The following is a 25,371-nucleotide window of genomic DNA, read 5'->3' as shown; positions in this document are numbered from 1 at the left end:
ACGGGCCCGGCACCCACCGTGGGTGCCGGGCCCGTTTCGCGTCTGGCCCGCCCCCGGGACATGCTCCCGGGGGCGGCGTCCGCGTCAGCTCTCCAGGACCGTCAGCGGGACCTGGACCGGCACCACGGTGCCGGACGGGCCCGCCGTCCAGGCGCGGCCCGGGACCATCCGGGTGCGGATGTGCTCGGCGGTGATGCGCGCGCCGATGATGTCGCCGTCACCGATCGTCCGCGCCCCGAGCAGCAGACCGCGCCGCGAGCGGCGGACCATGCCGATCCAGCCCATGGAGCTCATGCCCTCGGACGGGCCGCCGATCAGGATGCCCTGGTTGCGGTCCCGGCCCGACGAGGCGATCCGCCGCAGCACCTTGTCCGCACCGCAACTGGAGAGCAGATCGCTGTCGTCGGCGACCACGACCACCGGCTTGTCGCCGACGGCGCGCAGCGCCTCCTCGACGGTGTTCGCCGACGGGTCGGTGTCCGTGATGACCTGCGCCAGACCGTGGTCGGCGAGCTTGCGCAGCGGCGACTCGCGCGGGGCGAGCACCACCAGCGACGTACCGCCGGTGATCAGCGAGACGGACATCGCCGCCAGCGCCGTGGAGCGGCCCGACCCGGGCGGGCCGACGACCGCGAAGCTGCCGCCGCCGGAGAGGAAGTCGAAGCCCAGCGGCCGCACCTCGTCCCCGCCGATGCCCAGCAGCGCCCACATCGGGCGGCGCGCCGACTCGGGAACCTGCTCCATCGCCTCCTGGAAGCCGATGGACTTCGGCATCTCCGCCACCCGGAACGGCCGGCGCTCGGCGCGGAGCCCGGCGTCCCGTTCGGTGGCGACGCGCCCGATCTCCCGCAGCGCGTCGGCCTGGTCGGCGCTGCCCTGGCCCGGCACGCCGTCACCGGTGGTCGGCAGCAGCGCGATCTGCGTCTCGACGGACGCGGGGGTGTGCCAGCCGCGGCCCGCCGGGATGTGGCTCGGCACCCGGTTCGGCGACATTCCCGCGAGGTAGTAGTCGCCCTTGTCCGACTGGCGCAGCAGCAGCCGGAAGTCGTTGTGCGCGGAGAGCCGTCCGCCGAGCAGTCCGCGCTCGGACGAGGCGACCAGGTGGATACCGGCCGCGGCACCCTCCCGCAGCAACCGCGTGACCTCCTCGAACAGCCGCCCGCCGTCGTACTCGTCGAGCATCTGCGAGATGCCGTCCCAGCCGTCGATCAGCAGCATCAGATGGGCCGGGCGCTCGGCGGCCGGCAGGGCGGCGCGCAGCTCGGTCAGGCTCGCGCAGTCGTGCGCCGCCATCTTCTCCTGACGCATGGTCAGCTCGCGGATGAGGCGGCCCAGCAGCCGCGCCAGCCGCTCGGTGTCGAACCGGGAGACCACCGCACCGCAGTGCGGCAGCGCCTCCAGCGCCGACAGACCGCCGCCCGCCGCGTCGATCGCGTACAGGTGCAGATCGGCGGTGGACAGCGTCCGCGCCGCCGAACCGGCCAGCGTCCGCAGCACCTGCGTACGGCCCGAGCGCGGCGCGCCCACGACGTAGAGGTGGCCGAACGTCGAGAAGTCCAGGCAGCAGACCCGGCGTTCCTGGAGGCTCGGCAGGTCGAGGAGGGCGTACGGCACGGCGGCGGGGCGGCCCGGCGGGGTCGGCGGGGCCTTGGGCAGGTCGTCGAGGGTGACGACGTCCGGCAGCGCCGGCAGCCACGGGCTGGCCTGCTCGCTGTGGTCCTCCAGCGCCGCGGTCGCCTTCCGGATCGTCTCGACGAGCGCCAGCAGGTCGGTCGCGGTCTCCGGGGCGGCGACCTCCTCCACCTCCTCGTCGTCGAACAGCTCGACGGGGCGGCCCAGCCGGTTCCAGGACAGCTCCACCCCGCGGACGTTGCGGGCGGCGGCGGTGACCGAGCCCGGCTGCGCGGGTGCCTCGTCCTCGCCGGGCTCCGCCCCGGCGCGGGCGGCGCCCACCCAGGCGGTCTGGAACGGCGTCGGCGCGTGGTCGCCGCGGCGGACCAGGGCACGGCCCGGCGTCGCGGAGGAGATGCTCACCGCGTCGCCGGAGTCGATGATGTCCTGGCTCTCGCTCTTGTCGGTGACCCGCAGCGCGATCCGGAGGTTGGTGTTGGCCTTGATGTCGGTGGAGACCGAACCACCGGGCCGCTGGGTCGCGAGGATCAGGTGCAGACCGAGCGAACGGCCGCGCTGCGCCAGGCTGATCAGGCCCGGAACGAAGTCCGGCACCTCGCGCACCAGCGTCGCGAACTCGTCGATGACGATCAGCAGCCGCGGCAGTGCGGGCAGTTCGCGGTTGCGGGACCGCTTGGCACGGTAGTCGGCGTGGTCCTTGGCCTCGACGTCCGCGAGCAACTGCTCACGGCGGCGCAGCTCCGCGTCGAGCGAGGCCAGCGCCCGCTGCACGAGGTGGCCGTCGAGGTCGGTGACCATACCGAGGGTGTGCGGCAGTTCCGCGCACTCGCGGAACGCGCTGCCGCCCTTGTAGTCGATGAGGACGAAGGCCAGCTCGTCGGGCCGGTTGGCGGCGGCGAGCGAGGCGATCAACGTCTGGAGCAGCTCGGACTTGCCGGAGCCGGTGGTACCGGCGACCAGCCCGTGCGGCCCGTCGCGCACCAGGTCCAGGCGGAGCGGCCCGTCGTACCCGGCGCCCAGCACGAACGTCGTGGAGGCGGGGCGCTTCTCCCACGACCGCAGCAGCGCCTCGACACTCGGGGGCTCCTGGCCGATCAGCCCGAGCAGCTTGACGCCGTCCGGCAGGCCCGAGTCGCCGTCGAGGGTGACGTCACGGACCGGGGCGAGCGCCCGCGCGACCTCCTCGCACCAGGCGGTGTCCACCAGATCCGCGCGCACCCCGCTGACCTTGGGCGTGCCGGTGACGCGGACGGCGAGGTGGTTGCCGGTCGCGGTGATGACGGAGGTGCACTCCTCCGGCAGCAGCCGCTCCTGCTCGTCCACGCAGAGGCTGTAGATGTGCACCGGCGGTCCGGCCTTGAGGACCTGCACCATGCCCGGTACGTCGCGCAGCCGCCGCGCACCGTCGGCGATGACCAGGACGTCCGGCTCGTCCAGCAGGGTCCGGCCGAGTGCGGAGCCGGCGGCCGCGGTACGCGCCTGGATGTCGGCGACGAGTTCGTTGATGCGGTGCGCGGTGCTCTCGGGGTCGTTGCCGAGTGCCACGACGCTGGTGCCGCGGCCGGTGTCCAGATGCGGCAGCCACCGCACCCACGACCACGCCTCGGCGTTCTCGTCGCTGGTGAGCACCACGATCCGCAGATCCCGCGGGCTGTGCAGCACCGCGCTCTGCGCGACCGTCCAGGCGGCGACGGACCGGGTGGTCGCGCCGGGCCCGACCAGACCGACGACGCCGAGGTCGGCCATCTCCAGGCCGTACGGCACGTCGGCGAGCCGCCAGTGCACCGAGCGGTGGTTGGCGTCGCGGGCCTGGTCCTCGATCCGCCGCAGCGACGGGCGGGTCAGCGTGCCCAGCCGCACCGTGAGCCGGTCCGGGTCGCGGCGGCGCCGCGCCCAGAGGGCACCGGACGGGCCGGTGGCGGTCAGCAGCACCGACGCCGGGTCGGGAAACGTGGTGTTGCGCAGCTCCCGCTCCTCGACGGCCGCCTCGCGCAGCTCCAGTTCGAGGGAGGCGCGGCGCAGCCGGTAGACGCGCAGCGACTCCTCGTACTGCTTGCGGCCGGTGCGGCGGCCGATGATCCAGTTGCTGACCGCCATCATCGGGCTGAAGAAGATGAAGATCATGAAGTAGAAGGACCGGAAGAGGCCCATCATGATCAGGCCCATCATCAGCGGCGCCAGCACGAACAGCAGCGGGAACGCCCGCGGCCCGGGACGCGACGGCGGGCCCTGCATCCGCATCGTCTCGGCGTCCAGGTGCGGCGCGATCCGCGGCGGACGGTTGTACTCCACCGCCATGCCGTCCGACGACGGGTTCACCGCCGCGTCCGGCTGGAACGGCGCCGTCAGCCGCAGCAGATGCTCGCCCAGGGAGAGGTCGGCGAAGGCCGGCCACTCGGCGGAGCCGTCGTCCGGCGGCGGCCGGTGGCCCGGCGGCCGCTCCGGCTCGGCCGGCGGCAGCCCGTCGGGACCGGGCGCCACGGAGTGTCCGCCGGTGCCGCCGTCGCGGACCCCGGCGGGCTCCTCCGCCGTCAGCGGGGTGCCGGTCTCCGGGTCCACCGGCGGCGGGGGCGTCAGACTGCGCAGCCCGCAGCTCTCCTCGTCGGCGTCCTCCGGCAGCAGGTAGGTCACCTCGCCGTCCGGGCCGACGGTGAGCCAGACACCGTGGTCGGGGGCGCCGCCGCCGGACAGCCGCAGCGCGCAGCCGCGGGCGGTGCCGATCTCGTGGCTGCCCGCGCCGAGCCGCCAGACCCGGCCCGCGCCGGGCCCGCCGACGTGCCGCACCTCGATGAGGACGGGGTCGCCCGGCGCCGGGGACCACGCCCGCGACGGGTGGTCCGTGGCGCACGGCGCGCCCAGACCGAGGACGGCGCCGTCCCGGATACCGGAGCCGCGCAGCGGCAGCGCGCCGTCCAGCGCGCGGTCACCGAGGTAGACCTGCGGGGGCGGCGGGGGCGTGGCGGAGGGCTCGCCGGTGTCCGGCGGCGGCGGGGCCAGGGAGGCGGCGAGGTCGGCGACGGTCGCCTGCTCGGGCACATCGAGCAGATGGTCCGTCAGGCGTCCGGCGTCGGAGGTGGTGAGCGTCAGTTTCACGGGGGTCCCACTGATCGGTGCCGTCAAAGGGGCGGTACGGGGCGAGCGGCCGCCGGGCGGCGGCCGCTCGCGGTGCGGCGGGTCGGGTCAGGAACGCGCGGCGGGCCGGGCGGCGGCGCCGGGCGTCTCCTGCTCCTGGTCGGCGGGTGCGGCCTGGCCGGGGAACCCGTCGGCGGCGTCCTGCGCGGTCTGAGCCGAGCCCGCGCGCGCCGAGACGCCGGGCGCACCGGCGGCGCCGCTCCGGGCGGAGGCACCCGGAGCGGGCGGCTCGGCCGTCGCGGCGGCGCTCTTCGCGGTGGACACCGGGCGGCGCTCGGCGGGCGCCGGGGCACGGCCGCCGGCGGTCGCCGTCTCCACCGCGGCGTCCTCGTCGAACAGCGCGTCCGGGTGGCCGTCGGCCATGCCCGCGGCGGGCGGCGGCGGCAGCACCGGCGGCAGGTCGGTCAGCACCCGGGAAAGGGCCCGGCCCAGCGCGTTCGCCGAGGTCAGCAGCGGGGTTCCGGCGAACAGGAGCTGGCCGTGGCGGTCCGTCAGCAGCCGCCGGGCGTGGCCGCGGGGCCGACCGGGCACCACGATCCGCAGCCGGGGCGGGCCGCCGGGGCTGCGCCCGAAGTCGTCGGGGAGCGGATCGGGCAGCTCGGCGGCGGCGAGCACCGGCGCGATGCCGTGCTTCGGCTCCGTCTCCCGGGCGGCGCGGTACGCCTCGCGGACCGGTGCGCCCGGGTGCCGCGGGTGGACGCCCTCGGCGACGGTCACCAGCCCCTCCGGGAGCCGCGCGTCGAGCTGCGCGGCGAGCGCCCGGACCATGGCGGGGGCGGTGCGGGCATCGCCCTCCACCGCCGTGAGGGCGGGCCCCGACGCCAGGTCGAGGAAGGCGCAGCGGCCCTCCCCGACACCGATGGCGACGAGCAGCGGCGGGCCGTCCTCCGCGGACGGCGCGACGGCGGGCAGGTCCTCACGCCGCACCGTCCAGCGGCGCGGATCGTCCGGGTCCTCCGACCAGGGGGCGCCGGGCGCGTCGGCGGGGGTGCCGGCGAACAGCACGGTGACGGTGGCGCCGTCGGCCAGCGCCGCGTACGGGCGCGGGGCACGGTCGGCGGCGGAGCCGGGTGCGGCCGCCTGCCGGGCGGCGGTCACGGCGCGCTCGGCGTCGCGCCAGGTGTGCGGGGACTTCAGATGGCGCACCAGCAGCCGCAGCGCCTTGCGGTGTGCGCGCAGGGCGCGCAGCGGTGCGCCGAAGGCGTAGGCGGTGGCGGTGGCCTCACGGCGTACGGCGTCCTTGGACGCCTTCCAGCCGCCCGCCCGCTTCACGGGGATCCGCAGCAGCAGGAAGAGCAGCAGGACCATCCCGAGCACGCCGAGGATGGTGAAGATGAGGTTCTGGTGGGCGCTGATGAAGGCGAACGGATCGCCGGAACGGCTCATGCGGCGGCGCTTTCGGCGGGGGAGGGAGGGGGCGTCGCGGTCGTACGGTCGGCGGGGTGCGGGGGCGTCGCGTTCGTGGCGGTCCTCGTGGTCGTGTTCCGCAGCCGGGGGCGCGGGACGGTGGGCCGGGAAGGGGCGGCGAGTTCACGCCGCATTGCGAGCAGAGCGTAGTGCGTACGGGACTTGACGGTGCCACGCGGTATGCCCATGGCCTGGGCGGCATCGGCTCCCGTGCGGTCCATCAGATGGATGTGGACGAGGGCGTCACGGTGTTCGGGGCTCAGCCGGCACAGCGCCTGGGTGATCACGCAGCGGTCCACGACGGCGTCGGCCATGTCCGCCCCGGCGGGACGGGTCAGGGCCTCGGCGGGCGTCGGGCCCACCGGGACGGCCCGTTCGCGGCGGTGCGCGTCCACGGCGAGGTTGTGCGCCACGGTGAACAGCCAGGATCCGAGCCGGGGAGTGCCCCGCCCGGTGTCCGCGCGCCCCGGCCCTTCGCCCCTGCCCACGTTCCGCCGGCGGTGACCGTCCTCAGGCCCCGTACAGGAACCGGTGGCCCGGGGGCCCGGGGGCGGCACGGACGCGGTCTCATCCGCCCGGGGCATCCCGTCTTCCCGCAACGTCCGGGATTCATCGGCCTTCTGACATTCCTGGCCGTTCGGCGGTCCAGGGGTGCCTTGCGGTGATTTCCCCCTGGCCGGGCAGCTTTCCCGCTCTTCCTCCCCTCCGTCGTATCCGTCCTCCTCCGCGGCCTCCCGGAGCGCGCCGGACCCGTAGGGGGGTTCGGTGGCGCGGAGTTCGTGGAGGTCCTCCTCGGCGAGGTCGAGGCGGTCGGCGGCGAGCCAGGCGCGCAGGAAGGTCTCCTGCACGATGTCCTCGGCGCGGTAGGGGTCGCCGGAGGTCAGCCGGGCGGCATAGCGCAGCAGCGCGGGACGGTGCCGCTCCATCGCGCCGCGCAGCAGCGCGTCCGCGGAGGCGGGCGGGCGTATCCCGCCGGAGCGGCTGCCGTCTGCACGAGGTGTCGACGGGTGGGCCGTGTGCAAAACGGGCACTCCTCCTCGGACAGGGCACGAACCGGGAAAGGCTCTCTCGTGCCAGCCGGTACGTGGCGTTTTCTCGGCGCGGGGCGCGGGGGGTGATGGAGTCCGTGGGGCTCCCCGATCCTGGTCGGGGGTGCGCCGCTCCCGCCCCGGGTGGTCATCCCGGGAGCGCGCCGGATACTTCGCGAGCTTGACGCAAAGTCCGGCCCGGCAACCTCAAGGGACCCTCTGAACTTCTCACAGAATACGTGAAGTGTGCAGCCATGATCCGTGCCGATCCGGCCGTCGCGGAGCGTCGCGGGCGCGCTGACGCGCCTTCGGCCTGCGACGCCGTCGGTGGAACTGCGCCGTGTTCATATGAAGTTCACCGCCCCGCCCGTCACACCCGTGCCCACCGGACCCGTCACGCCCGTGGCCGACAATCGCCCCTCGGCTCCGGATGCCGGTCCACCGGGTGTCCGACGTGCCGATACGTCGCGCCGTCAGGAGCCGTGGAAGAGGCGGCTGCGGTGGGAGGCGCGGCGGGCGGTGGCGAGGAGCGCCTGGAGCTGGGGGCCGAACTGGTCGGCGTGGTGGAGTCGCCGGTGGAAGGGGAGGCGGACGTCGTGGTGGCCGAGCGGGTACTCCAGGCGCAGGGTGAGGCCGTACCGGTCGAGGGCCAGCGGGAGCGCCCGCCGGACATGGCGGCGCAGGCGCGGCTCGACCAGGCGCAGCAGCAGGGGGACGAGGTGTTCGTGCCCGTCGGCGAGGTGGGTGAGCAGGCCCGCCTCGCGGGTGGCGAGCGGGTCCGGCGCGGCGGCCAGCAGTTCGTCCAGGGGGACGGAGGTGCGGCCGGTGGGCGTGGTGAGGACGGCGCGGCCGAACTCCAGGCACCGGCCGGTCTCCGTCCCCGGCCCGTTCGGGGGCAGCGGCCGGCCGGTCAGGGTGAGACGGGCGCGTACCCGGCTCCGGGCCGGGAGCGGGGCGATATCGGTGAATTCGAGAGTGGTGGTGGAAAGTTCCCGCTCCGTCCCGGTGTGACCGTCGGGTGCCGGATGGAGGTGGAGCGGGCTCGCCGTCCCGTCGGCGCCCGTACGGGAGATCTCCGTGCGGTCTCCGCCGGTCAGCAGGGACATCGACTGCGCCGAGGCCAGGATCGTACGGACCTGTTCGGCGCTGGTCGGCCGTCCCCCGGGGGAGCTGAAGATGCGCACACACGCCTCCTGGATTATTAGGTAAGGCTAACCTTGCTTGCGTGGGGGTGTGCGGGGGTGCGCCGGGGTGGCGTCGGCGGGTGGTGGCGCCGGGAGGCCCGCGGCGATCCGGTCAAGTCCCGCGCCGCACCGAGGTGTTCGGGCGCGAGGGGACGCGCCGCGGGGGAAGAGGCCGGACGCGAGGCGGACCGGCGCCCGCGGAGGACCGGCGCCCACCGGGACCGCCGTCGCCCCCGCGCCCGCCCGGACCGGCGGCACGCCCGCCCGCCGCCGACCGGGGGAGGGGCGGCGCGGCCCGGGCGGAGGATGCTTGGATGGGCCGGTCGAACACGGGAGCTGGCGCGCCCCCGCAGGGGGAACGGCCGCCGGAGCCCGTGGTCACGACGGTACGGACAGCTTCTGACCGGTGAGAGGGCGCGACCTGTGAAGATCCTCATCAGCGCGGACATGGAGGGCGCCACCGGCGTCACCTGGCCCGCCGACGTGCTGCCGGGCACGCCCCAATGGGAGCGCTGCCGCCATATGTTCACCTCCGACGTCAACGCCGCGGCCGCCGGGTTCTTCGCCGGCGGCGCCGACGAGGTGCTGATCAACGAGGCGCACTGGACGATGCGGAACCTCCTGCTGGAACAGCTCGACGAACGCGTCCAGATGCTCACCGGCCGCCACAAGTCCCTGAGCATGGTCGAGGGCGTCCAGCACGGCGACGTCGACGGCATCGCCTTCGTCGGCTACCACACCGGCGCCGGCACCGAAGGCGTCCTCGCCCACACCTACCTCGCCAACTCCCTCACCGGCGTCTGGGTCAACGGCACCCGCGCCAGCGAGGGCTACCTCAACGCCCTCGTCGTCGCCGAGTACGGCGTCCCCGTCGTCCTCGTCACCGGCGACGACCGCACCTGCGCCGACGCCCGCGGCTACGCCCCCGGCGCCCGCACCGTCGCCGTCAAGGACTACGTCTCCCGCTACGCCGCCGTCTGCCGGCCCCCGGCCCGTACCGCCGCCGACATCCGCGAGGCGGCCCGCGAGGCCACCGCGCTGGCGGTCCGCCACGAGCCCGCGCGCGGCGGACCGTTCCGGGTGGAGATGGAGTTCGACGCCGAGCACCTCGTCGGCGCCGCCTCCTGCGTCCCCGGCGTCGAACGCTGCGGGGAGCGCCGCGTCGCCTACACCAGCGACGACATGTACGAAGGGATCCGCTGCTTCAAGGCGGTCACCACTCTCGCCTCGTCCGCCGTGGAGGAACAGTATGGCTGAGCAGCACTTCGGAGCCGTCGACGACAAGGCCCTCGACGAGGTCGTCCGCTTCACCTCCGACCTGATCCGCATCGACACCACCAACCACGGCGACGGCGCCTGCCGGGAGCGCCCGGCCGCCGAGTACGTCGCCGAAGCCCTCGCGGAGACCGGGCTCGAACCGGCGCTGCTGGAGCGGACCGAGGGCCGTACCAACGTCGTCGCCCGGATCGAGGGCACCGACCCGTCGGCCGACGCCCTCCTCGTCCACGGCCACCTCGACGTCGTCCCCGCCGAGCCCGCCGACTGGAGCGTGCACCCCTTCTCCGGCGAGGTCCGCGACGGCGTCGTCTGGGGGCGCGGCGCCATCGACATGAAGAACATGGACGCGATGGTGCTCGCCACCGTCCGCCGCTGGGCCCGCGACGGCGTCCGGCCGCGCCGCGACATCGTCCTCGCCTTCACCGCCGACGAGGAGGCCAGCGCCGACGACGGCTCCGGCTTCCTCGCCGACCGGCACGCCGCGCTCTTCGAGGGCTGCACCGAGGGCATCAGCGAATCCGGCGCCTTTTCCTTCCACACCGACACCGGGCTGCACCTCTACCCCGTCGCCGCGGGGGAGCGCGGCACCGCCTGGCTGAAGCTGACCGCCCACGGCCGCGCCGGACACGGCTCGAAGGTCAACCGCGACAACGCCGTCACCCGCCTCGCCGCCGCCGTCACCCGCATCGGCGAGCACCGCTGGCCGGTCCGGCTCACCCCCACCGTCCGCGCCGCGCTCCGCGAACTCGCCGCCCTGCAGGGCATCGACGCCGACCCGGACGCACCGGACTTCGACGTCGACGCCCTCCTCGCCCGCCTCGGCACCGCCGCCGAGCTGGTCGAGCCGACCGTCCGCAACAGCGCCAACCCGACGATGCTGGACGCCGGTTACAAGGTGAACGTCATCCCCGGCAGCGCCGCCGCCCAGGTGGACGGCCGGATCGTGCCCGGCGGCGAGGACGAGTTCCGCGCCACCTTGGACCGGCTCACCGGACCCGGCGTCGACTGGACGGTCGACCACGGCGAGGTCGCCCTCCAGGCACCCGTCGACTCGCCCGCCTTCGCCGGGATGCGCGCCGCCCTGGAGCACTTCGACCCGGACGCCCACGTCGTCCCGTACTGCATGTCCGGCGGGACCGACGCCAAGCAGTTCTCCCGGCTCGGCATCACCGGCTACGGCTTCTCGCCGCTCAAGCTCCCGCCGGGCTTCGACTACCAGGCGCTCTTCCACGGCGTGGACGAACGCGTCCCCGTCGACGCCCTGCACTTCGGCGTCCGCGTCCTGGACCGCTTCCTGCTCCGCGCCTGACCGCCCGCGCGGCCGGCACCCGCCCGGGGCCGGCCGCGCCCCCGCCACGCCCCGTCGTCCGCGCACCCCACGATCCGGCCCCGCCGGTGCACAAGGAGGAAGACCCCGCATGGTGACCACGGCCCCCTACGGAACCTGGACGTCCCCCGTGGACGCCGAGGCCGTCGCCGCCCACGACGGACGCCCCGCCTTCATCGGCGTGATCGGCGACGAGATCTGGTGGACCGCGCCGCGCCCCGCCGAGGGCGGCCGCCGGGCGCTCGTCCGCCACCGCGCCGACGGTACGGAGGAATCCGTCCTCCCCGCGCCCTGGAACGTCCGCAGCCGCGTCCACGAGTACGGCGGTCAGCCCTGGGCCGGGACCGTCACCGACCACGGGCCGCTCGTCGTCTTCAGCGACTTCGCCGATCAGCGCCTCTACGCCTACGCCCCCGACCACGACACGGCGCCCCGGCCCCTCACCCCGCTCTCACCCGTCGGCGACGGACTGCGCTGGGCCGATCCGGTGCTCGTCGGTGACGAGGTGTGGTGCGTCCTGGAGGAGTTCACCGGCGGCGGCCCCACCGACGTCCGCCGCCTCGTCGCCGCCGTCCCCCTCGACGGCTCCGCCGCCGACGACCGCGCGGCCGTCCGGGAGCTGAGCGACGACCGGCACCGCTTCGTGACCGGCCCCCGCTTGTCGCCCGACGGCCGCCACGCCGCCTGGCTCGCCTGGGACCACCCCCGGATGCCGTGGGACGGCACCCTCGTGATGCTCGCGGACGTCACGGACGGGGAGTTCACCGCCGTCCGCCCGCTCCTCGGCGACCTCGGCCCCGACGTGCCCGCGCCCGGCAGGCGCGGGGAGTCCGTCGCGCAGATCGAATGGGCCCCGGACGGCGCGCTGCTCTTCGCCTCCGACCGCGAGGGCTGGTGGGAGCTGTACCGCACCGAGATCGACGGCGACCGGGCCAAGGAGCCCCGGCGGCTGTGCGGCGCCCGGCAGGAGGAGTTCGGCGGGCCGCTGTGGAACATCGGCTCACGGTGGTTCCTGCCCCTGGAGAGCGGCACCGTCGCCACCCTCCACGGCCACGGCACCACCGCCCTCGGCATCCTCGACCCGGTCAGCGGCGACCTCGTCGACACCGCAGGACCCTGGACGGAGTGGGCGCCCGCCCTCGCCGTCCACGGCAGCCGCGTCATCGGCGTCGCCGCCGGACACCGCACCGGCTACGAGATCGTCGAACTGGACACCTGCACCGGCCGCGCCCGCGTCCTGGCCCACCGCCACACCGACGCCGTCGACCCGGCCCACTACCCGCGGCCCGAGGCCCGTACCTTCACCGGGCCCGGCGGGCGCGACGTCCACGCCCACCTCTATCCGCCGCACAACCCGGACCACACCGCGCCCGACGGGGAACTCCCGCCGTACGTCGTCTGGGCCCACGGCGGTCCCACCGGCCACGCCCCGCTCGTCCTCGACCTGGAGATCGCCTACTTCACCTCCCGCGGCATCGGCGTCGCCGAGGTCAACTACGGCGGCTCCACCGGCTACGGCCGCGAATACCGGGAGCGGCTGCGCGGGCAGTGGGGCGTGGTCGACGTCGAGGACTGCGCCGCCGTCGCCCGGGCGCTGGCCGACGAAGGCACCGCCGACCGCGCCCGGCTCGCCATCCGCGGCGGCAGCGCCGGCGGCTGGACCACCGCCGCCTCCCTCACCTCGACGGACCTGTACGCCTGCGGCACCATCAGCTACCCGATCCTGGACCTCGCGGGCTGGGCCACCGGCGAGACCCACGACTTCGAATCGCGGTACCTGGAATCCCTCGTCGGCCCGCTCGCCGAGGTCCCCGACCGCTACCGCGAGCGCTCGCCGCTGCACCACGCCGACCGCGTCCGGGCACCGTTCCTGCTGCTCCAGGGGTTGGACGACGTCATCTGCCCGCCCGCGCAGTGCGACCGCTTCCTCGCCGAGGTCGCCGGGCGCGGCGTCCCGCACGCCTACCTCGCCTTCGAGGGGGAGGGCCACGGCTTCCGCCGCGCCGACACCATGATCCGCGCCCTGGAGTCCGAACTCGCCCTGTACGCCCATGCGTTCGGCTTCGAGCGGCCGGACCTGACACCGCTCGACCTGCGGTCCTGACCGGTGCCGCCGGGCCGCCTCGCCATCGGGCGGCCCGGCGGCACCGGCGCACGGGACGGCGGACGGTGCGCGCACCGGGCCTCAACTGCCCCCTGACGGGCCCGAATCCCTCCCGTCCGGGCCGTTGACACCCCTGTCGGGCGTACCGGAGCATGAGCGCGCCGTTACCGACTGGTGGGTACGGCACGTCTCGTGGAGGTCCTCGTGCCCAGCGTCTTCCGCCCCGCGCACCGCCGTTCCACCCGCCCCGCACTCCGCGCCGCCCTCACCGTGGTGACCGCCACCGCGCTCACCGCCCCGCTCACCCTCGCCGCCCCGGCCACCGCCGCGTCCGCCGACCCGTACACCGCCACCGCGCTGAAGCTCACCGTCCACGCGGGCGACCGCGACTGCACCGTGGACGCCGACCTCTACCGCCCGGCGGGCGCCGACGCGGCGCACCCCGCGCCCGCCGTGCTGACCACCAACGGCTTCGGCGGCAGCAAGTCCGACGGCTCCACCGCCGCGACGGCCCGGGCGTTCGCCGCCCGCGGCTACGTCGCCCTCGCCTACTCCGGGCTCGGCTTCGGCAAGTCCGGCTGCCCGATCTCACTGGACGACCCGCGGATCGACGGGAAGGCGGCGAGCCAACTGATCGACTTCCTCGCCGGTTCCCGCGCCGCCGACGACGGCACCCGCGTCGACTACGTCACCAAGGACCGCACCGCGAAGGGCGCCGCCCCCGACCCCCGCGTCGGCATGATCGGCGGCTCCTACGGCGGCGCCATCCAGATGGCCACCGCCGCCGTCGACCACCGCGTGGACGCCCTCGTCCCCCTCATCACCTGGAACGACCTCTCGTACTCCCTCGACCCGAACAACGCGGGCCGCACCGACGGGGTCGGCGGCCCGCTTCCCGGCGCGTACAAGAAGGAGTGGACCAGCGGGTTCTTCCTGATAGGTGAGGCGCAGGGGCTGCTGAACCCGGGCCTGGACCCGTCCCGGACCGGCAGCGCGGGCTGTCTGCACTTCGTCGCCGGCGCCTGCCGCACCAAACGGCTGCTGGACTCCGGCAGTTACCCCGAGGACCGCACCCGTCAGATGCTGACGTACGCGCGCGGCGTCTCGCCGGTGTCGTACCTGAAGTCGGTCAAGGCGCCGACCCTGCTCGTCCAGGGCGAGGCCGACACCCTCTTCAACCTCAACGAGGCGGCCGCCACCTACCGCACCCTCACGGCCCAGGGCACCGACACCAAGATGATCTGGCAGTCCTGGGGCCACAGCGGCGGCATGGCCGATCCCGCGCCCGGCGAACTCGACCTGGGCAAGGGCAACCTGGACACCAGCTACGTCGGCCGCCGCGTCCTGGCGTGGTTCGACCGCTACCTCCGCCACCGCACCGCCACGGACACCGGCCCCGCCTTCGCCTACTACCGCGACTGGGCCGCCGACGGCGACACGTACGCCACCGCGGACGCCTTCCCGGCGGCCGGCGCGCGCAAGCTGTACCTCTCCGGTGACGGCACGCTCGTCGGCAGCCGCGCCGAGGTGGTCCGCGGCAGCCGCGAGTACCGCAACTGGCTGATCCCCACCAGCCATTCGGAGAGCTCCCTCGCCGGGACGCTGGGCATGACCGACCCGGCACCGTACGACCTGCGGGGCACCGCCCTGGACTGGACGTCCGCGCCCGTCACCGGAGAGCCGCTGGACGTCGCGGGCATCCCCCGGGCGACGCTGAAGGTCATCTCGCCCCGGGCCGAGCGGACCCAGCACAGCACGGACGCCGCCGACCGGCTGGTGCTCTTCGCCAAGCTCTACGACGTCGCGCCGGACGGCTCGCAGACGCTGGTGCACCGCTTGGTGGCGCCGGTACGGGTCCCCGACGTCACCCGGAAGTTCACCGTCCAACTGCCGGGCATCGTCCACCGCTACGCCCCCGGCCACCGGCTGCGCTTCACGATCGCCGCGAGCGACGGCGCCTACAAGGGCAACCGCGGCATCAAGCCGGTGACGGTCACCAGCGCCCCCGACGACACCGGGGTCCTCGAACTCCCCGTCGTCGCGGGGAGCGTGCGGTAGGGCGAAGGGCGCGTCCGGCGGGCCCCGCGCGCCGTCCCGTGAGCCACCGGGGCGGCGCGTTCGCGCGGGCCGGGCGGGCGCCTTCCCGGGCCGGTCACGGACGCCCGGCCCGCGCCGGAGCCCCGCGGCCGACACCCGTACACCACCGCCCGGCAGCGGACGGAGACGGTCCGCCTCCGCCGCGCGCCGCACCTGCCGTCCCACCCGCCCCACCACGGCTCCGGCGCTCCGTTCGCCGCCCACCCCCGGCTACCCCCGGCCCGGCACACGGTGCCAGACTGCGTCCATGGGGCAACGACACGGCGGGAAGACCGCGCAGGCGTGGGCGGCGCTCGGCGGCGCCCCGGAGCTGACGGACCGGATCCGGTACACCGGGTCACAAGGACTGCTGCCCGCCCGGCTGCCGGTGCGGGACCTGGCCTGCGCCACGGTCGCCTGCTGCGCACTGGCCGCCGCCGAACTCACCGCCCGCCGCACCGGGCGCCCGGTGCCCGCCGTCCGCGTCGACGAGGGTGCGGTGGCGACCGCCTTCGTCAGCGAACGCCATCTGCGCGTCGACGGCCGCGCCGCCTCCACCTTCGCCCCGCTCTCCCGCTTCTGGCGCACCGCCGACGGCTGGGTACGCACCCACGCCAACTACCCGCACCACCGCGAGCGGTTGCTGCACGCCCTCGGTCTGCCCGCGTCCGCCGACGCCACCGCCGTCGCCGCCGAGCTGGCCGGACGGCGCGCCGAAGAGGTCCAGGAGGCGGTGTACGCGGCGGGCGGTCTCGCGGTCGCCGCCCGTACGCCCGAGGAGTGGGCCGTCCACGGCCAGGGCGCGACCGTCGCCACCCACCCGCTCGTCACCCGCCAGCGCCTCGGCGCGGGCGCCCCGCCCCGCCGCCTGCCGCCCCTGACCGGCACTCCGCTGCTGCCCGCCCACGGCCTGCGGGTCCTCGACCTGACCCGGGTCATCGCGGGCCCGGTCGCCACCCGCACGCTCGCGCTGCTCGGCGCCGATGTGCTGCGGATCGACGCTCCGCAGTTGCCGGAGAGCCAGGACGCGCACGACGACACCGGGTTCGGCAAACGCTCCACCACCCTCGACCTGGGCGCCCGCGCCGGCCGGACCCGCTTCGAGGAGCTGCTGGCCGGTGCGGACGTGGTGGTGACCGGCTACCGCCCCGGCTCCCTCGACCGCTTCGGCCTCGCCCCCGAGGCGCTGGCCGAACGCCGTCCGGGGCTGGTCCTCGCCCGCCTCTCCGCCTGGGGCGACGACGGCCCCTGGGGTGGCCGCCGGGGCTTCGACAGCCTGGTCCAGGTGGCCACCGGCATCGCCGCCGTCGAGGCGGACGCCGACGGCACCCCGGGTGCCCTGCCCGCCCAGGCGCTCGACCACGGCACCGGCTACCTGCTCGCCGCGGCGGTACTGCGCTCCCTCACCGAACAGACGGAGACGGGCGACGCCCGGCTCACCACGGTCTCCCTGGCCCGCACCGCCCGCTGGCTGGTGCACGGCGCCGCCCCGGACCTCACGCCCGCCCCCGCGGACGACGGCGCGTACGACCCCGGGCACCATCTGCGGACCATGGACGGCCCGGCCGGCCGGCTGCGGTACGCCGCCTCGCCCGTCACGTTCGACGGCGGGCCCGCGGACTGGGCCACCCCGCCCGGCCGGTGCGGGGCGGACGCGCCCCGGTGGCGCGACGGCTGACCGCGACGCTCCGGCCGACCCGGCCCGCGAGGACCCGGGCAGGTCGGCCGGCCTGCCCCGCGCCGTCCGGACGTGCCTGGCACCACGCGCCCGCCGCTCCGTACGATCGCCCGATGACCGCTGATCAGTACCTCGCGACGGGCCCCCGGGTGGGCATCCGGCACTTCACCCCGGACGACTGCGCGGAGTTCACCGCCCGCGCGCGGGAGAGCGCCGCGCTGCACCACCCGTGGCTCGCCCCGCCGTGCGACGCCGACGCGTACGCCGGGTACACCGCCAAGCTCCGCGAACCGCTGCGCGAGGGCTTCCTGATCTGCGAACGCGACGGTGGCGCCCTCGCCGGCTACCTGACGATCAACAACATCGTGCACGGCGCCTTCCGCTGCGGGGCGATCGGCTACGGCGGCTTCGCCCACGCCACCGGGCGCGGCCTGATGAGCGAGGGCCTGGGCCTGGTCCTGCGGTACGCCTTCGACGTCCTCGGGCTGCACCGGCTGGAGGCCAACATCCAGCCGGGCAACGCCCGTTCCCTCGCGCTGGTGGGCCGGGCGGGCTTCCGGCTGGAGGGCTTCTCGCCGGACTTCCTCTTCATCGACGGCGCCTGGCGCGACCACGAGCGCTGGGCGATCACCAGCGAGATGGTGGCGCGGGACGCGGCGTCCTGACGGGGCGGACGGTGACCGGGTCCGGACCGGCCCCGGGCCCGGGAGCCGGTGGCCTCAGCGGCCCTTGCGGTTGATCTTCATCGTGTCCATGTCGGTGGCGGTGGAGCGGAGGTTGCGGTAGCCGTGCCCGGCGGCCCGCAGCGCCTCCTCCGCCTTCTCCTCGGCGAGGGCGGCGGCCATCTCCTCTCCGTCCTCGGCGTCCGAGACGATGGTGTAGCGGTAGCTGAACGACACCAGCGCGGTGTCGTAGGCCAGCGATCCCTCGGGTGTGAACCGCAGCCGCGCCAGCCCGTGGTCGTCGGCCTCGGCGAGGAGGGTGGCGCGGGACTCCGCCGACAGGCGGTCCCAGGTGCCGCGGACGATCACTCGGTAGGTGTGCTGCGCTGCCATCGGCCCGTCTTTCCGTATTCCGTGGTGCGCGGGGTGTTTGCCGCCCCGGCTGTCCGTACCGCCCGGCGCCGCCGGAGGGCGCGGACAGCGTAGACGGGCGGGGGCGGCGGTGCGCGGGAATTTCCCGGCGGCGGGCGCATCGGGGGCGCCCGGGCCCGTCGTCCTCGGCCGCCACCGCGCCCGGAAAATTCATCCGGAGAGAGCAGCGGGACGCGGAATCATCCGCGATGGTTACGCGTTGTGACGAACATGAAGGCAATCATTGCGAACAGTTACGGCGGTCCTGAGGTTCTCACGCTCGCCGATCGCCCCGACCCCAAGGTCGGCCCCGATTCCGTCCTCGTCCGGGTGCGTGCCGCCGGGGTCAATCCGGTCGACTGGAAGGTCGTCGCCGGTGGGCTCGATCCCATGATGGACGCCTACTTCCCGCTCATCCCCGGCTGGGACGTGGCCGGTGAGGTGGTGGCCACCGGCGCCGACGCCACCGAATTCGCCGTCGGTGACGAGGTCATCGGCTACGTCCGCAAGGACGCCGTCCAGCACGGCACCTACGCCGAGCTGGTCGCCGCGCCGGTGCGCACCCTCGCCCGGCGTCCGGCGGCTCTGAGCTGGCAGCAGGCCGCGGGGCTGCCGCTCGCCGGGCTGACGGCGTACCAGTCGATCCGCCGGGTCGGCCTGCGCCACGGCGAGACGGTGCTGGTGCACGCGGCGTCCGGCGGGGTCGGCTCGCTCGCCGTGCAGATCGCCGTGGCCGAGGGCGCCCGCGTCATCGGCACCGCGGGCGAGCGCAACCACGCCTTCCTCCGCTCCCTGGGCGCCGAGCCGGTGGCCTACGGTCCCGGGCTCGCCGAGCGGGTCCGGGAGAGGGCGCCCGGTGGCGTGGACGCGGCGCTGGACTTCGTCGGCGGCGGGGTGGTGGCCGTCTCCCAGGAGGTCCTCAAGGACGCGTCCCGGGTGGCGTCGATCGCCGACGGCGAGGTCACCGCCCGCGGCGGGCACATGGTGTGGGTGCGGCCCGACAGCGCCGATCTCACCGCCCTCGCCACGCTGGCGGACGCCGGCCGTCTGACGGTCCCGGTCGAGGCCACCTTCCCGCTCGCCGAGGCGGCCGACGCCTTCCGCCTCAGCCAGGGCGGCCATGTCCGGGGGAAGATCGTGCTGGAGGTGGCGTGAGGGGAGTGGGCGGAGGAGCCGGCCGACGGCGCGGGGCGGGGGGCCGGCCTCGTGCGGGCGGTCGCGCGCGGGCGACTCCGTTTGAGGGCTTCTCGCGCCGGTGACCTGCGCGGACGCCTCGTGCGCATGGCTTCGGACGGGCGGCTTCGCCCAGGTGGCTTCGCCCGGTGAGCTGTGTGGCTGATCTCGGGCGGGGCCTCGTGCGGACGGTTCCGGGCGGGCGGTGCGGCCGTCGGTGTGGGGTGTCCGGAGCCGCACCGCCCGTCTGCCGGGTCGGGGGTGCGGTCAGCCGCCCTGCCGGTCGACGTACTCGAAGACCGAGCCGTCCGGGTGGCGGGCGATGAGGTTGCGGCCGATCGGGGTCGGCAGCGGGCCGGCGATGATCTCCGCGCCGACCGCCCGCAGATCGGCCACCGCCTCGTCCACATCCTTGACGGCCAGTGTCGCGGTCACCTTCGACAGCACCGAGAGCTCCGCCTCCGGACCGCTCATGAGGAAGAAGCAGCCCACCGCCGCGACCGCGACCGGCCCGCGCCGGAAACGCACCGCCTCGGCCCCGGTCAACCGCTCGTAGACCCCGACCGCCGCGTCCAGATCGCCGACACACACCCGCAAGGAAGTCCCCAGAATGTCCATACGGGGCAGGGTAGTTGAGGGCGCGGGCGGTACGCGATCAGCGGATCGGACGCACCGTGAGGGATGGTGCGGGGCACGGTTGTGCGGCCGCGCCGCGACACCTCGGGCGGCCGTGCCGCGCGGCCGTGCGCCCGCGCGGGTGCGTGCCCCGCGCACCCGCGCCCGCCGTACCTCGCGTGGCCGTGCGCCCCGCGTCGTACCTCGGGCGCCCGTGCCCCGCGCCGCCGTACCTCGGGCGCCCGTGCCCCGCGCCGCCGTGCCCCGCGCTGCCGTGCCCCGCGCTGCCGTGCCTCTTCACCGCCCTGCCCCCGCGGATCTCACACCCGGCAGAGGAGTTCGCCGTTCAGCACGGCGAACCAGGCGTCCTCGGCGGCGCCCCAGGTGCGCCAGGTCGCGGCGATCTCCGTCAGTTCCTGCGGGGTGGCGTGGCCGCCGTCCACCGCGCGTTCGGCGTACGCGGAGGAGACCGTGCGGTCCGCCCACAGGCCGCTCCACCAGGCGCGCTCCTCGGGGGTGCGGTAACACCAGGCGGAGGCGGTCGCGGTGACCGTCTCCGGGGCGAAGCCCGCCTCGCGGGCCCAGGCGTGCAGGCGCCGCCCGGCATCCGGCTCCCCGCCGTTGGCGCGCGCCACCCGCTCGTAGAGGTCCAGCCAGGCGTCCATGCCGGGGACCTCCGGGTACCACGTCATCGCCGCGTAGTCCGCGTCGCGGACGGCGACGATGCCGCCGGGCTTGGTCACCCGGCGCATCTCCCGCAGCGCCTGGACGGGGTCGCCGACGTGCTGGAGCACCTGGTGGGCGTGGGTCACGCAGAAAGTGTCGTCCGGGTAGTCCAGTGCGTGGACGTCACCGACCGCGAAGCGGACGTTGGTCAGGCCCCGCTCCTCGGCGGTGGCGCGGGCCTTCTCCAGGATGCCGGGCGCGTGGTCGAGGGCGGTGACCTGACCGTCCGGCACCAGTGCGGCGAGGTCGGCGGTGATGGTGCCGGGGCCGCAGCCGATGTCCAGGACCTGCATATGTGGCTTGAGGGAACTCAGCAGGTAGGCGGCGGAGTTGGCGGCGGTGCGCCAGGTGTGCGAGCGGAGGACGGACTCGTGGTGGCCGTGGGTGTAGACGGCGGTTTCCTGCGGCATGGGGGGCTCCTTCGCGGCGTCGGACGGCGGCCCGATCCGGCGGGCCGCCCCGGGTCCCCGGGGCGCCCGTGCCGGTGGCACGGGCGCCCTCGCGGCGTGCGGAACCACCGTACGCCGACGTCTTGCATGACGAGAGAGGTATCTCAGGATTCGGGCAGCAGGCGGTAGACCGTCAGCGCCTCGTTCTCCTTCGTCAGCGTCAACGGGCCCGGAGCGGCGGCGACTTCACCGTCGTACGCCAGATCCGTACCGGCCGGCAGCCCGTCGATGCGCAGGCTGCGCAGCCGCGCCTCCTTGAGGACGGGGGAGGAGCGCGGGGTGCCGGTCAGCGCCGCGACCAGCAGCCGGGTGCGGGCCAGCCGGCCGGCCCGCACCACCCGCACGTCCAGCACACCGTCGGCCAGATCGTGGCGGCGTACGGGCGTCAGCCCCAGCCCGCGGTAGGAGCAGTTGCCGACGAACAGCATCCACAGCTCCATCCGGCGGCCGTTGATCTCGGCGGAGACCGGTTCGGCGGTGCGCAGGACGTGCCAGGCGGCGAGCACCCCCGCGGGCCAGGCGCCGATCATGCCCGCCCAGCGCTCCCGCAGCCGGACCAGCTCCGGATAGGCGCCGATCGAGAAGGTGTTGAGGAAGTGCCGGCTCTCGTGGTGCGGCGCGGTGCCGAAGCACGCCAGGTCGACGGCGACCGCCTCGCCGTCCTCCACGGCGCGCGCGGCCTCCCCGATCGTCTCGATGCCCAGGTCGTAGGCGAAGTGGTTGTGGGTGCCGCCGGGCAGCACCGCCAGTGGCAGCCCGTGCCGGACCGCGACGGCGGCCGCCGCGTTGACGGTGCCGTCGCCGCCGAGCACGCCCAGCGCCCCGCCGCACCGCTTGGCCTGCTCCGCCGCCTCCTCCAGCGCCTTGTCCAGATCGGGGGCGTCCGCCCCGCCGCAGGTCACGACCGTGGCGCGGGGCAGCGAGCCGCGCACCTCCGGCGCCCGGTCCGGCCGGGTCTCGCCGCGCTGCCCGGATCCCTGGTTCGCCACCACGAACAGTCCGCGGCCGCCGGGCAGCGCGGGCGCGTCGGCGCGCGGCCGGGCCGGCGGCGCCAGCTGGGCCCGGGTCGGGGCGAGGCCGCGCACCGCGAAGGCGGCACCGGCGCCGAGCGCGGCGCCCGCCAGCACGTCACCGGGGTAGTGCACCCCGGTGTAGACGCGGGAGAACGCCACGGACGCGGCGAGCGGCGCCAGCGCCAGCCCCCACCACCTGTTCTCGAAGGCGACCCCGGTGGCGAAGGCGACCGCGGACGCCGCGTGCCCGGACGGGAACGACGAGGTGAAGGGCTGACGGCGCAGACGGCGTATGACGGGCACCGGGTCCAGCAGCGGGCGCTCGCGCCGTACGGAGCGCTTGCCCAGGGTGTTGACGGTCGCGGAGGCCACGGCGAGGGAGGCGACCCCGCGGACGGCGGCCCGGCGGGCGGGCCGCCCGCCGAGCGCCGCGGCACCGGCCGCGAGCCCCAGCCAGAGCAGCCCGTGGTCCGCGCCGCGGGTCAGCCGCGGCAGGACGCGCTGCGCGCCGGGCCACTCGCGCGCGGCGATGGTGGTGAAGAGCCGTCGGTCGACTCGGGACAGGAGTGTTCGCATGCGCCCCCTTGTACCCCGAGCAGGGGTCCGGACACGACAGCGCCCCCCCGGCTCCGGCGCCGGAAGGGCGGCGGACCACCGCCCCGCCCCCGGCCCCGGCACCCGGTCACCACGCCCCGCTTCCCGGCACCGCACCCGCGCCACCGGGACCCGCTCACCCCGCGCCCCGGCCCTCCCGCCTCCCCGTTGCTCCGTTCGGATGGTGATGTCGCGGTCAGGTCCGGCCGGGTGGGCGTGGCGTGGGGTCCGCTGACGTGTCGGGGGTGTCCGGGGCGCGGGATCTGCCAAGGTGGGCCGGGCGTGATTCATGTGATGGGCCCACGAACGACCCACGCGGCCGACGGCCGGTCGGCGCACCGGCGGCGCCGCGACCGGCCGTCGGCGGCCCACCGCCCCGTCGTGTGCACTGTGGAGGTACGGATGCAGCGGACCGCCCCGGATCCGCGGCCGGAGCCCGCCCCGGACCCGCCGGGCCTCCCGGTGCTCCCCGAACTCGCCGACCGGCTCGCCGCCGCGGCCGGACGCGCCGACCCGGAACCGCCCGGCGGCTCCCCGGAGCTGCGCGCCGCCGCCGCCGGATACGCCGCGCGCCGCGTCCCGGCCGCCGGCCCCGACCGTCTCCTCCTCGGGCCCGGCGCTCCCGCCCTGCTCCTCGCCCTGTACGCGGCGGTGGGCGGCGCCGTGGTGCTGCCCCGGCCCTGCGCCGCCTGGTACGCGCCGCCCGCCCGGCTGCTCGGCCGCGCCGTGCACCTCGCGCCCGTACCGGCCGAATCGGGCGGCGCGCCGGACCCGTTCGCCTTCCTGGAGACCGTACGGCGGGCCCGGCTGGAGGGGGACGGGCCCGGGGCGCTGGTGCTGTCCGTCGCCGACGATCCGACCGGTACGTGTCCGCCGCCCGAGCTGCTGCACGAGGTGTGCGAGGCGGCGGTGGGGGAGGGGATGTGGGTGATCAGCGACGAGACGCGCCGCGATCTGCTGCACGATCCGCACGACACGGTGGTGCTCAGCCCCGCCGAGATGCTGCCCGCGGACGTCGTGGTGCTGACCGATCTGCGGGCCACCCTGCTGCCCGCGTCCTGGCCGGTCGGTACCGCCCGTTTCCCGGCGGGGGAGCGCGGCGCCGCGCTGCGCGCCGCCACCCTGGGCGCGCTGGGCGCCGCCCACTCTCCGCTGCCCGGCCCGCTCGCCGATGCCACCCGGTACGCGCTCGGCGAACCGGCGCCGGTCCGCGCCCGCACCGCGGCCGCCGCCCGGCTGCACGGCACCCTCGCCGCCGCCCTGTACCGCACCCTCACCGCCGCCGGCGCGCTCTGCCGTCCGCCGCACGCCGGCAGCCACCTCTACGCCGACCTCGAACCGCTCCGCCGCCCGCTGGCCGCCGCCGGGGTCACCGGAGCGGCGGCGCTGGAGCGGGAGCTGGCGCCCTGGGCGGCGCGGGGCGGGCACCGGTTCGGCGACGACCCCGGCGCGCTCCGCGTCCGCCTGGGCACCGACGCGCTCCTCGGCCCCGACGCGGACGCCCGCCCCCCGGTCCTGACCGCCCCCGACCCGCTGCGCACCGCCCCCGTCACCGAAGCCCTGACCGGCCTGGACCGCGCCCTGACCGCCCTGACCACGGGCGGCTGACCGTCCGCCACCGCCCGTCCCCACGCCTGTGCCGCCACGCGCCTCCATCCGCCCGCCCCGCGCCCCGCCCGCCACCGCACCCGTACCCGCCCGGCCACCGCCCCGCCGCCGGCTTTGTCCCCGCCCGGCCGTCCCACCTCACCGAAAGGGAGCACCGCGATGACCGAACAGACCGAGCGCTCCGTCCCCGCGTCCCCGCCGAGCGGGTCCGCCGCGTCCCCGGGACGGGCCGCCGCGGCCCGTTCCGCGGTGCGGCGAGCCGGTGCGGCCGCCCGCCCGGACGCCCCGCCGCTCACCGCACCCCGGCCCCTGGGCGAACCCCGCACCTGGCCGCGGGACTTCACCGACCGGCTGACCGCCCCGCTGCCCGGCGTCCGCGCGCTGGCCCGGATCGCACGGGAGGGCAAACTGCGGCCCGCGCCTCAGACGCTGGCGCAGATCCAGGACCTGCCGTTCGCGCCGGGCCCGCTGCCGGCCGCCGGCCCCGCCACCACCGCCGTCACCTGGGCCGGGCACGCGAGCTGGATCGTCAGCATCGGCGGGCTGACCGTCCTGACCGACCCCGTCTGGTCCCGCAAGATCCTCGGCACCCCCGCCCGCGTCACACCCGTCGGCGTCCGCTGGGAGGACCTGCCGCCCGTCGACGCGGTGGTCATCAGCCACAACCACTACGACCACCTCGACGCCCCCACCCTCAAGCGGCTGCCGCGCACCACCCCGCTGCTGCTCCCGGCGGGCCTCGCGCCGTGGGCCCGGCGCCGCGGCTTCACCGCCGTCACCGAACTCGACTGGTGGGAGGCGGTCGAACTGCCCGCGCCCGGCGGCCCCGTACGCGTCGACTTCGTCCCCGCGCACCACTGGAGCAAGCGGACCCTCCTCGACACCTGCCGCACCCTGTGGGGCGGCTGGGTGCTCACCGCGCCCGACGGACGCCGGGTGTACTTCGCCGGGGACACCGGCTACGGCCACTGGTTCGAGGAGATCGGCCGCCGCCACCCGGGCATCGACGTGGCGCTGCTGCCGATCGGCGCGTACGACCCGCGGTGGATGCTGCGGCCGGTGCACACCGACCCGGAGGAGGCGGTCCGCGCCTGCCAGGACCTCGGCGCGCGGGCGCTGGCCCCCATGCACTGGTCGACGTTCCTGCTCTCCGGGGAGCCGCCGATGGAGCCGCTGCACCGTGTCCGCGCCGCCTGGCAGGCCACCGGGCGCCCCCGCGAGGACCTCTGGGACCTGCCGGTCGGCGCCTCCCGCGTGCTGCCCGGGATCTGACC

The 25,371-nt window shown here is 75.9% G+C and carries 17 protein-coding genes; 9 read left to right on the top strand and 8 right to left on the bottom strand.

Annotated elements, in window-relative coordinates; translation table 11 throughout:
- Nucleotides 1-84 precede the first annotated feature (84 nt).
- From ACGH2B_RS03135 to ACGH2B_RS03120, 4 genes are all read right to left on the bottom strand, one after another.
- On the bottom strand, nucleotides 85-4,725 hold the full coding sequence (locus ACGH2B_RS03135; protein ID WP_399083682.1) for an FtsK/SpoIIIE domain-containing protein: 4,641 nt from the start codon (nucleotides 4,723-4,725) through the stop codon (nucleotides 85-87).
- Nucleotides 4,726-4,812: 87 nt separating this feature from the next.
- On the bottom strand, nucleotides 4,813-6,150 hold the full coding sequence (locus ACGH2B_RS03130; protein ID WP_399083679.1) for a hypothetical protein: 1,338 nt from the start codon (nucleotides 6,148-6,150) through the stop codon (nucleotides 4,813-4,815).
- Nucleotides 6,147-7,202 carry a sigma factor gene (locus ACGH2B_RS03125; RefSeq protein ID WP_399083676.1) on the bottom strand — a complete coding sequence of 352 codons (1,056 nt, stop codon included), beginning with the start codon at nucleotides 7,200-7,202 and terminating at the stop codon, nucleotides 6,147-6,149. The genes ACGH2B_RS03130 and ACGH2B_RS03125 overlap by 4 nt, the downstream gene beginning before the upstream one ends.
- Nucleotides 7,203-7,672: 470 nt before the next feature.
- Nucleotides 7,673-8,383, bottom strand: coding sequence for a DUF2470 domain-containing protein (locus ACGH2B_RS03120; protein ID WP_399083673.1), 711 nt, complete (start codon nucleotides 8,381-8,383; stop codon nucleotides 7,673-7,675).
- Between the two features lie 423 nt (nucleotides 8,384-8,806).
- On the opposite strand from ACGH2B_RS03120, the gene ACGH2B_RS03115 reads away from it, so the two are divergent.
- The 6 genes from ACGH2B_RS03115 to ACGH2B_RS03090 all read left to right on the top strand — a co-directional run bounded on the left by ACGH2B_RS03115 (nucleotide 8,807) and on the right by ACGH2B_RS03090 (nucleotide 17,511).
- Nucleotides 8,807-9,640 (top strand): M55 family metallopeptidase, encoded by an 834-nt coding sequence (locus ACGH2B_RS03115; protein ID WP_399083670.1) that lies wholly within the window; start codon nucleotides 8,807-8,809, stop codon nucleotides 9,638-9,640.
- Nucleotides 9,633-10,970, top strand: coding sequence for a M20/M25/M40 family metallo-hydrolase (locus ACGH2B_RS03110; protein ID WP_399083667.1), 1,338 nt, complete (start codon nucleotides 9,633-9,635; stop codon nucleotides 10,968-10,970). The genes ACGH2B_RS03115 and ACGH2B_RS03110 overlap by 8 nt, the downstream gene beginning before the upstream one ends.
- Before the next feature lie 109 nt (nucleotides 10,971-11,079).
- Nucleotides 11,080-13,092: a prolyl oligopeptidase family serine peptidase gene (locus ACGH2B_RS03105; protein ID WP_399083664.1), complete on the top strand. Its 2,013-nt coding sequence runs from the start codon at nucleotides 11,080-11,082 to the stop codon at nucleotides 13,090-13,092.
- Nucleotides 13,093-13,296: 204 nt separating this feature from the next.
- Nucleotides 13,297-15,150, top strand: coding sequence for a CocE/NonD family hydrolase (locus ACGH2B_RS03100; RefSeq protein WP_399083661.1), 1,854 nt, complete (start codon nucleotides 13,297-13,299; stop codon nucleotides 15,148-15,150).
- 286 nt (nucleotides 15,151-15,436) lie between these two features.
- Nucleotides 15,437-16,846: a CoA transferase gene (locus ACGH2B_RS03095; protein WP_399083658.1), complete on the top strand. Its 1,410-nt coding sequence runs from the start codon at nucleotides 15,437-15,439 to the stop codon at nucleotides 16,844-16,846.
- Nucleotides 16,847-16,959: 113 nt separating this feature from the next.
- Nucleotides 16,960-17,511, top strand: coding sequence for a GNAT family N-acetyltransferase (locus ACGH2B_RS03090; protein WP_399083655.1), 552 nt, complete (start codon nucleotides 16,960-16,962; stop codon nucleotides 17,509-17,511).
- Between the two features lie 54 nt (nucleotides 17,512-17,565).
- On the opposite strand, the gene ACGH2B_RS03085 is transcribed toward ACGH2B_RS03090, so the two are convergent.
- Nucleotides 17,566-17,901, bottom strand: coding sequence for a DUF6204 family protein (locus tag ACGH2B_RS03085; RefSeq protein WP_399083652.1), 336 nt, complete (start codon nucleotides 17,899-17,901; stop codon nucleotides 17,566-17,568).
- 249 nt (nucleotides 17,902-18,150) lie between these two features.
- Here ACGH2B_RS03085 and ACGH2B_RS03080 point away from each other — a divergent pair, with 249 nt between their 5' ends.
- Nucleotides 18,151-19,074: an NADP-dependent oxidoreductase gene (locus tag ACGH2B_RS03080; protein ID WP_399083649.1), complete on the top strand. Its 924-nt coding sequence runs from the start codon at nucleotides 18,151-18,153 to the stop codon at nucleotides 19,072-19,074.
- Nucleotides 19,075-19,359: 285 nt separating this feature from the next.
- On the opposite strand, the gene ACGH2B_RS03075 is transcribed toward ACGH2B_RS03080, so the two are convergent.
- From ACGH2B_RS03075 to ACGH2B_RS03065, 3 genes are all read right to left on the bottom strand, one after another.
- Complete coding sequence (locus ACGH2B_RS03075) at nucleotides 19,360-19,710, bottom strand: VOC family protein (RefSeq protein ID WP_399083646.1); 351 nt, start codon at nucleotides 19,708-19,710, stop codon at nucleotides 19,360-19,362.
- Nucleotides 19,711-20,027: 317 nt separating this feature from the next.
- On the bottom strand, nucleotides 20,028-20,843 hold the full coding sequence (locus tag ACGH2B_RS03070; RefSeq protein ID WP_399083643.1) for a class I SAM-dependent methyltransferase: 816 nt from the start codon (nucleotides 20,841-20,843) through the stop codon (nucleotides 20,028-20,030).
- 143 nt (nucleotides 20,844-20,986) lie between these two features.
- Nucleotides 20,987-22,471, bottom strand: coding sequence for a bifunctional phosphatase PAP2/diacylglycerol kinase family protein (locus ACGH2B_RS03065; protein ID WP_399083640.1), 1,485 nt, complete (start codon nucleotides 22,469-22,471; stop codon nucleotides 20,987-20,989).
- A 420-nt stretch (nucleotides 22,472-22,891) separates the two neighbouring features.
- Between ACGH2B_RS03065 and ACGH2B_RS03060 the strand changes: the two genes are divergently transcribed.
- On the top strand, nucleotides 22,892-24,097 hold the full coding sequence (locus ACGH2B_RS03060; RefSeq protein WP_399083637.1) for an aminotransferase class I/II-fold pyridoxal phosphate-dependent enzyme: 1,206 nt from the start codon (nucleotides 22,892-22,894) through the stop codon (nucleotides 24,095-24,097).
- Between the two features lie 159 nt (nucleotides 24,098-24,256).
- Nucleotides 24,257-25,369 (top strand): MBL fold metallo-hydrolase, encoded by a 1,113-nt coding sequence (locus tag ACGH2B_RS03055; RefSeq protein ID WP_399083634.1) that lies wholly within the window; start codon nucleotides 24,257-24,259, stop codon nucleotides 25,367-25,369.
- The last annotated feature ends 2 nt before the right edge of the window (nucleotides 25,370-25,371 follow it).

The sequence above is a fragment of the Streptomyces sp. BBFR2 genome (assembly GCF_044497305.1).
GTDB lineage: Bacteria > Actinomycetota > Actinomycetes > Streptomycetales > Streptomycetaceae > Streptomyces.
The sequence above is the reverse complement of the archived record's forward strand: the minus strand, read 5'-3'. Positions and strand labels throughout refer to the sequence as shown.